9 protein-coding genes are annotated in these 7926 nt (G+C 72.4%); 8 read left to right on the top strand and 1 reads right to left on the bottom strand.

From position 1 onward, the window contains the following. The first annotated feature begins 141 nt into the window (after window positions 1-141). From rsmD to mutM, 7 genes are all read left to right on the top strand, one after another. On the top strand, window positions 142-726 hold the full coding sequence (rsmD, locus tag ACFU7Z_RS31650; protein WP_380781258.1) for a 16S rRNA (guanine(966)-N(2))-methyltransferase RsmD: 585 nt from the start codon (window positions 142-144) through the stop codon (window positions 724-726). Window positions 727-775: 49 nt separating this feature from the next. Then, a complete protein-coding gene (coaD, locus tag ACFU7Z_RS31645) occupies window positions 776-1267 on the top strand; it encodes a pantetheine-phosphate adenylyltransferase (protein WP_049653382.1) in 492 nt (163 codons plus the stop codon). Between the two features lie 187 nt (window positions 1268-1454). Further along, complete coding sequence (locus ACFU7Z_RS31640; protein ID WP_049653383.1) at window positions 1455-2675, top strand: ATP synthase F0 subunit B; 1221 nt, start codon at window positions 1455-1457, stop codon at window positions 2673-2675. Between the two features lie 174 nt (window positions 2676-2849). Further along, entirely contained in the window at window positions 2850-3494 is a 645-nt protein-coding gene (locus tag ACFU7Z_RS31635; protein WP_049653386.1) for a DUF177 domain-containing protein, read from the top strand. A 2-nt stretch (window positions 3495-3496) separates the two neighbouring features. Beyond that, window positions 3497-3670: a 50S ribosomal protein L32 gene (gene rpmF, locus ACFU7Z_RS31630; RefSeq protein ID WP_030056747.1), complete on the top strand. Its 174-nt coding sequence runs from the start codon at window positions 3497-3499 to the stop codon at window positions 3668-3670. 20 nt (window positions 3671-3690) lie between these two features. Next, window positions 3691-4482, top strand: coding sequence for a ribonuclease III (gene rnc / locus ACFU7Z_RS31625; protein ID WP_049653387.1), 792 nt, complete (start codon window positions 3691-3693; stop codon window positions 4480-4482). Window positions 4483-4536: 54 nt separating this feature from the next. Beyond that, a complete protein-coding gene (gene mutM, locus ACFU7Z_RS31620; protein WP_049653390.1) occupies window positions 4537-5415 on the top strand; it encodes a bifunctional DNA-formamidopyrimidine glycosylase/DNA-(apurinic or apyrimidinic site) lyase in 879 nt (292 codons plus the stop codon). Between the two features lie 6 nt (window positions 5416-5421). Here mutM and ACFU7Z_RS31615 read toward each other — a convergent pair whose 3' ends face one another. Continuing rightward, window positions 5422-6342: a hypothetical protein gene (locus ACFU7Z_RS31615; RefSeq protein ID WP_380781256.1), complete on the bottom strand. Its 921-nt coding sequence runs from the start codon at window positions 6340-6342 to the stop codon at window positions 5422-5424. A 319-nt stretch (window positions 6343-6661) separates the two neighbouring features. Here ACFU7Z_RS31615 and ACFU7Z_RS31610 point away from each other — a divergent pair. Then, on the top strand, window positions 6662-7926 hold a 1265-nt coding region (locus ACFU7Z_RS31610), incomplete at its 3' end, for a hypothetical protein (protein WP_380781254.1).

The raw sequence follows: 7926 nt of genomic DNA, 5'->3' as shown, positions 1-7926 counted from the left end.
GTGGGGGATTCCCCGCCGGGCCGCGGCCGTCCGGCGTGGGCGCGCGCCCGTCCGGCGCGGGCACAGGGCCCGTCCGGCGTGAGCGCGGTGCGGTGATCGGGATAGCGTGGTCGGGCAGCGACGAAAGGACCTCCCACCACCATGACCCGCGTGATCGCCGGGGCGGCCGGCGGCCGCCGGCTGGCCGTACCGCCCGGCCGGGGCACCCGCCCGACCTCCGACAAGGCCCGTGAGGCGATGTTCTCCACCCTGGAGGCGCTGCGCGGCACCCTGCACGGGGTCCGGATGCTGGACCTGTTCGGCGGATCCGGCGCGGTCGGGCTGGAGGCGCTGTCCCGCGGCGCCGAGCACGTCCTGCTGGTCGAGGCGGACGCCCAGGCGGCCCGGGTGATCCGGGAGAACGTCCGGACGATCGGCCTGCCGGGGGCCGAGGTGCGGGCCGCCAAGGCGGAGAAGGTGATCGTCGGCCCGCCCCCGCAGAGCCCGTACGACCTGGTCTTCCTCGACCCGCCGTACGCGGTCACCGACGAGGAGGTCCGCGAGATGCTGATCACACTCCTGGCCGGGGGCTGGCTCGCGGAGGACGCGCTCGTCACCGTGGAGCGCAGCACCCGCGGCGGCGGGTTCGTCTGGCCCGAGGGTTTCGAGGAGCTGCGCTCCCGCCGTTACGGCGAGGGCACGCTCTGGTACGGTCGCGCCGCCGCCGCGGCCGGCGAGCAGGAGTAGCGGGCCGCGGCCCGCAGCAGCCGTCACCCCACGAGGGAGCACACACGCCATGCGCCGAGCCGTCTGTCCCGGTTCGTTCGACCCGATCACCAACGGCCACCTCGACATCATCGAGCGGGCCTCGAAGCTGTACGACGTGGTGCATGTCGCGGTCCTGATCAACCGGAACAAGCAGGGCATGTTCACCGTCGAGGAGCGGATCGGCCTGATCGAGGAGGTCACCGCCGGCTTCGGGAACGTGGTGGTCGAGTCGCACCACGGCCTGCTGGTGGACTACTGCCGGGAGCGCGGCATCCCCGCGATCATCAAGGGCCTGCGCGCGGTCAGCGACTTCGACTACGAGCTCCAGATGGCCCAGATGAACCACGGGCTGACCGGGGTGGAGACGCTGTTCGTGCCGACCTCGCCGACGTACAGCTTCCTCTCCTCGACGCTGGTCAAGGAGGTCGCCTCGTACGGGGGCGACGTCTCGCACCTGCTGCCGGAGACGGTGCACGGCCGGCTGGTCGAGCGGATCGCGGAGCGCAAGGCGGCGCAGTAGTCCACTGCCTGTCGGTTCCTGCCGGTTCGTCACGTCATGTCCGTTTGCCCGGAGACCGGTTCGGCTCAGGCGTTGTGACCCCGCTGGGCAGTGGCCGTACAGTCTGTATCCCTGCCCCGCGGTGAGGTTCACCGCGTCGGGCCTGCCTCCGCCGGACCGTCGGCGGCACACGGAAAGACGAAGCCCCGTGGACGTGCAGAACAAGGTCGACGAGATCGTGGCGGCGGTCGAGAACGCCCGCTCGATGCCGATGTCGGCCTCCTGCGTGGTGAACCGGGCCGAGCTGATCGGCCTGCTCAACGACCTCAGGTCGGCCCTGCCCGCCGAACTCGCCCAGGCCCAGTCGGTGATGGCCGACCACGAGCAGGTGGTGGCCGGCGCCCAGGCCGAGGCGGACCTGATCATCCAGGGCGCGCACGCCGAGCGCGGCTCGCTGATCTCCGACACCGAGGTGGTCCGCCAGGCCCAGGCGCAGGCCGACCGGATCCTCGCCGAGGCGCGTGCCGAGGTCGACGCCAAGCTGGCCGAGGCCGACGACTACGTGGACAGCAAGCTCGCCAACTTCGAGGTCGTGCTGACCAAGACGCTCGGCGCCGTCGGCCGCGGCCGCACCAAGCTGCGCGGCGACTCCAGCGTCTTCGAGGCCGAGCCCGAGGGCGAGAGCGACGGCGAGGAGTTCCGCCCGCAGCGGATCAGCCCGAGCCCCGAGGTCGACGAGTACGTCGATGTGAAGCTCGCCACCCTGGAGAACGTGCTCGGCGCCACCCTGGAGGCGGTCGGCAAGGGCCGGGACAAGCTGCTCGGCAAGCGGCCCATCGACGAGCTGGGCGCCTACCTGGCCGCCGCCGACCAGGCCCAGGAGGCCAAGGAGCGCGCCGAGGCCGTGGCGGCGGGCTTCGCCCACGACCCCGACGGCGGGGACATCGCCTGGTACCGCGAGGACGTCCCGCAGCAGCAGACCTGGCCGGAGCAGACCCCGGCCGCGGCCGGCTGGCAGGCCCCCGGCACCGACCAGTACGCGGCGGCCCAGCAGCCCGGCGGGCAGTACGCCGAGGTGTACGGCGGCGGCTACGACCCGGCCGGCCAGGGGGACCCGTACAACACCCAGTGGGGCCAGCAGCAGGGCGGCTACCAGCAGCAGGGCTACCCGGACCAGCGGCAGGAGGGCTACGGCTATCCCCAGCAGCAGCCGGGCTACGCCGCGCAGCCGTACGACGACTACGCCTACCCCCAGCAGCCCGCCCTCCCGCCGGCCGTGCCGCACCAGCAGCAGGGGCACGGGCAGGCCCAGGGCCACGGACAGGCGCAGGGCCACGGACAGGCCCAGGGCCAGGGTCTGGACGAGACCAGCTTCTTCGACACCAGCATGATCGACATGACCAGGCTGCGGGAGCTCGGCGGCCGCTGAACCGGCCCCGCCGCGACGGTGCGGGAGTCTCCTGACGGGACCGAAGTTGGGCCTGACGGGAGACTCCGGTAGTCTGACCACTCCGGCCTCTCCATGTCCGGCTGTCGGCTTGCCCGCGCAACGCCGACCGGACGGAGACGCAATCGAAGAACCCCCCATGGAAGTCAGGACACCGTGAACCGCCTCGACCACCGCGACCCCCTCGTGTTCGACACGCACGAGCTCGGTCGTCGCCCGGGCTCGATGCGCAAGGTGAGCCGGACCCTGGAGGCCCCCGAGGGCTTCGGGATCATCGACGTGATCGGCGTGCCGGAGAAGAGCCCGATCGAGCTGGACCTCCGCCTGGAGTCCGTGGTCGAGGGCGTGCTGGTCACCGGCACGGCCGAGGCGGGCGTCGAGGGCGAGTGCGTCCGCTGCCTGGAGCCCGTCGAGTTCGACATCGACGTGGACTTCCAGGAGCTGTACTACTACCCGGAGTCCGACGAGCGCCACCGCGCCCGGACCACCGGGACCGAGGACCTCGACGAGGACTCGGAAGAAGAGACTTACCGTCTGGAGGGCGACTTCTTCGACCTCCGGCCGGTGCTGCGTGACGCGGTGGTGCTCGCACTGCCGCTGCAGCCGGTGTGCCAGGAAGACTGCCTGGGCCTGTGCTCCGAATGCGGAGCGCGCCTGAGCGACGACCCGGCGCACCACCACGATGCCGCCGACCCCCGGTGGGCGGCTCTGCAGGGACTCTCCGCCGCCCCCGGCGACGAGGGTGACGGATCTAAGAACAGCGACACCCGTGAGGGTCTCGCCGAGAACCAGGAGAAGTAGCCGTGGCTGTTCCGAAGCGGAAGATGTCGCGCAGCAACACGCGCCACCGTCGGTCCAACTGGAAGGCCGTTGTTCCGGCCCTCGTGGCGTGCGACCGCTGCCACGAGCCGAAGCTGGGCCACATCGCGTGCCCGAGCTGCGGCACGTACAACCGTCGCCAGGTCCTCTCGGTCTGATCGGCGGGGTGTACGGATCGATGTCGGACGGTAACTCCACCCGCAAGGCGACCATCGCCCCGAAGGGTTCCTCTTCGGGCGGCGGCAAGGCCGGCGGGCCGGCTTCGACCGAATACGACGTTCTGGAAGGGCGCCTCGGGTACACGCTCGAGCGCGCCCTTCTGGTACGTGCCCTGACCCACCGCTCGTACGCGTACGAGAACGGTGGGCTGCCCACCAACGAGCGCCTGGAGTTCCTCGGCGACTCGGTGCTGGGCCTCGTGGTGACCGACACCCTCTACCGCGTCCACCCGGACGTCCCGGAGGGCACGCTCGCCAAGCTGCGCGCAGCGGTGGTCAACTCCCGCGCGCTCGCGGACGTCGGCCGCGGCCTGGAGCTCGGCACGTTCATCCGCCTCGGCAAGGGCGAGGAGGGTACCGGCGGCCGCGACAAGTCGTCGATCCTCGCCGACACCGTCGAGGCCGTGATCGGCGCCATCTACCTGGACCAGGGACTGGACGCGGCCACCGAGTTCGTCCACCGGCTGTTCGACCCGCTGATCGAGGAGTCCTCTCAGCTCGGCGCCGGCCTGGACTGGAAGACCAGCCTCCAGGAGCTCACCGCCTCGGTGGGCATCGGAGTGCCGGAGTACGTGGTCATGGAGTCCGGTCCGGACCACGAGAAGACCTTCACCGCGGCGGCCCGGGTGGCCGGCGAGGACTTCGGCAGCGGCGTCGGCCGCTCGAAGAAGGAAGCCGAGCAGAAGGCCGCCGAGAGCGCCTGGCGCGCGATCAAGGAGAAGTACGCCGACCGGCTGCCCGCCGGCGCGTGATCCCGCAGTAGCCTTCACTCCTGCTGATCCGTACCGAGCAGGAGGCGTGTTCCCGTGCCCGAACTTCCCGAGGTCGAGGTCGTCCGCCGTGGTCTGGCCACCTGGGTGGCCGGACGGACGGTCGCCGACGTCCAGGTGCTGCACCCGCGCGCGGTGCGCCGCCAGCCGGCCGGCGCGGCGGACTTCACCGCCCGGCTGACCGGCACCACCCTCGGCACCGCGCAGCGGCGCGGCAAGTACCTGTGGGTGCCGCTGGCCGGCACCGGGGCGGGGTTCTCGCTGATCGGCCACCTCGGGATGAGCGGCCAACTCCTCGTCCAGGACCCGTCCGTACCCGACGAGACCCACCTGCGGGTCCGGCTGCGCTTCGCCGACGGCGGGCGCGAACTGCGCTTCGTCGACCAGCGGACCTTCGGCGGCCTGGCGGTCGAGGAGGCCGAGGACGGGGACCCGGAGGGCACCCCGGTCTCGATCGCGCACATCGCCCGCGACCCGCTCGACGCGCGCTTCGACGACGCCGCCTTCGTGGCCGCGCTGCGCGCCAAGCGGACCACCGTCAAGCGCGCCCTGCTCGACCAGACCCTGATCAGCGGCGTCGGCAACATCTACGCCGACGAGGCGCTGTGGCGCTCCAGGCTGCACTACGACCGCCCGACCGCGACGCTCACCCGCCCGCAGGCCCTGCTGCTGCTGGCCAACGCCCGGGACGTGATGAGCGCGGCGCTCGCCGTCGGCGGCACCAGCTTCGACAGCCTCTACGTCAACGTGAACGGCGAGAGCGGCTACTTCTCCCGGGACCTCGACGCCTACGGCCGCGAGCAGGAGCCCTGCCGCCGCTGCGGCACCCCGATCCGGCGGGCGGCCTGGATGAACCGCTCCAGCTACTTCTGCCCCCGCTGCCAGCGCGTGCCGCGCGCCCGCAGCGAGGGCTGAGGCGGGCTACTTCCGGGCGAGTTCGGGTTCGTCGGTGGCCGGTTCCCCGGATGTGCCGTGGGTGTCCTGGCCGAAGTAGGCGACCCCGACCGCGGCGACCACCGCCAGCAGGAAGCCGATCACGCCGAGCCAGCCCAGGCCGGCCTTGGAGGAGTCGCCGAGCCAGAGCACGCCGACCGCGCCGGGCAGCACCGTCTCGCCGACCACCAGCGCGGCGGTCGCGCCGTTCACCGAGCCGATCTGGAGCGCCACGGTGTGGATGTACATGCCGCCGATGCCGCCGACCAGGACCGCGTACAGCGCCGGGTCGGAGAGCAGCTCGCCGAGCGCGAACGGCTCGATGCCGTTGAGGATGCGCACCCCGACGCCCAGGGCGCCGAAGCCGAGGCCGGAGAGCAGGCCGGCGACGATCGCGCCGTTGGCGCCCATCCGCCGCACCAGCAGGCTGCCGCCGACCAGCAGCACGGTGGTGACGATCAGCAGCCACCAGTGGAAGGCCATCGCGGTGTGGTGGCCGCCCTCCGGCCCGGCCGAGACGGCCAGCAGCACCAGCGCCGAGCAGAGCACGGCGATCGAGGCCCACTCCAGCTGCTTGAGCCGGATGCCCAGCAGCTTGATGCTGAGCACCGCGGTGATCACCAGGTTGGCGCTGATGATGGTCTGGGAGAGGAACAGCGGCAGCAGCCGGGCGGCCAGCGCGCCGAGCCCGAAGCCGATCAGGTCGAGCACCGTGCCGAGGATGAACTCCCAGGTGACGGCGGCCTTCGCGGTCGAGGACAGGCTCGGGCCGCCGTGCTCGGTGGTCGAGCTGGTGGCGCCCTTGGCCGCCTCCTCCCGGGCGGAGCGGCGGGATCCGACAGCCTGGAGGACCGAGCCGGTGCCGTAGCAGGCGGATGCCGCCACGGCGGTGACGAGGCCGATGATCACCGAGAACTCCGATCGGGAGGTGGGTCGAGAACGGTCTGGGTAAAGAAAGGGCAATGGGACCGGTGGTCCGGGACCACTATGCCCGCCCGCACGGTACGGTCGGCACGCCCCCCGGAGTGCCCCGGAACGGGGCCGGGCCTGCCGGGACGTACGTCCGGCGGCCTCCCGCGGTTCCCGCGCGGGCCCCGACTCAGGGGTGACCGGGGGAAACATCATCCCCGAGGAGGGGGCGGCCCCGGCGGTCGGCGGGGAGTCTTGTCAGTACCAGTATGCGAAGGGTATGGCGTGCTCAGGGGCCGGTCACGGTAGCGTCGGGGGCATGAGAACCCTTGCACGACGTTCCCGGGGCGCCGGGCCGCTAGCCCTGGTGGCGGCGCTGCTCGGGCTGCTGCTCCTGCTGGCACCCGCGGCCTCGGCGGCCGGCGGCCTGAGCGACGCCACCGCCGCCCTGAAGAAGGGCCAGGTCTACGTCGACCCGGCCATGACCAGCCGCTTCAGCCAGGCCCAGGCCGACGCCCTGACCAAGAAGATCGACAAGGCCGACAAGCCGATCTTCGTCGCGGTCGTCCCCGACTCGCCGGCCTTCGCCAAGGCGACGGTCTTCAAGGACCTCCGCACCACGGTCGGCGTCGACGGCGTCTACGCGGTCTGGCGCGGCGACCAGTTCACCGCCCGCGCCGACCGCGGCGCGCTCGCCGCCGGCGTCCCGGAGCGGATCTCCGGCGCGGCCTTCCGCTCCCACAACGGCGACATCGACGCCACCCTGAACGACTTCGTCGACCAGGCCGCCCCGCAGACCAAGGGCACCGGGGTCAACCACAGCACCTCGATCGCCTGGGTGGTCATCCCGGTGGTGCTGGTCGCGCTGGCCGGCGCCGGCGTCTTCCTCCTGTTCCGCCGCGCCAAGCAGCGCAAGGAGGCGCAGGCCCGGGCCGAGCTGGAGCAGCTGCGCCGGGTGGTGGACGAGGACATCACCGCCTTCGGCGTGGAGCTGGAGCGGCTCGACTTCAGCCCGGCCGCGGCCGACGCGGACGACGCCCAGCGCACCGACTACAGCCACGCCCTGGACTCGTACGAGAAGTCCAAGCGGCTGATGGACGAGGCGAAGAAGCCCGAGGACGTCAAGCAGGTCACCGAGGCGATCGAGGACGGCCGCTTCTCGCTGGCCACCCTGGCCGCCCGGCGGGAGAAGAAGCCGCTGCCCGAGCGCCGTCCCCCGTGCTTCATGGACCCGCGGCACGGCCCGTCCGTCAAGGACGTGGACTGGACTCCGGCCGGCGGCGCCGCGCGCACCGTCCCGGTCTGCCAGGCCGACGCGGACCGGCTCGCGGCCGGCCTCGACCCGGCGATCCGCACCGTCGACACCGAGCACGGCCCGCAGCCGTACTGGAACGCCGGCCCGGCGTACGCGCCCTGGGCGGGCGGCTACTTCGGCGGCTTCGGTGGCGGCGGCCTGCTGCCGGGCCTGCTGGTCGGCACCATGCTCGGCTCGATGATGAGCTCCCCGGCCTACGCGGCCGCGCCGATGATGGACGGTGGCCACGGCTACCAGGACCAGCACGAGGGCGGTGACTTCACCGGCGG

Source organism: Kitasatospora sp. NPDC057518, assembly GCF_042802075.1.
Taxonomy (GTDB): Bacteria; Actinomycetota; Actinomycetes; order Streptomycetales; family Streptomycetaceae; genus Kitasatospora.
This window is presented reverse-complemented; position numbering and strand designations above follow the sequence as displayed.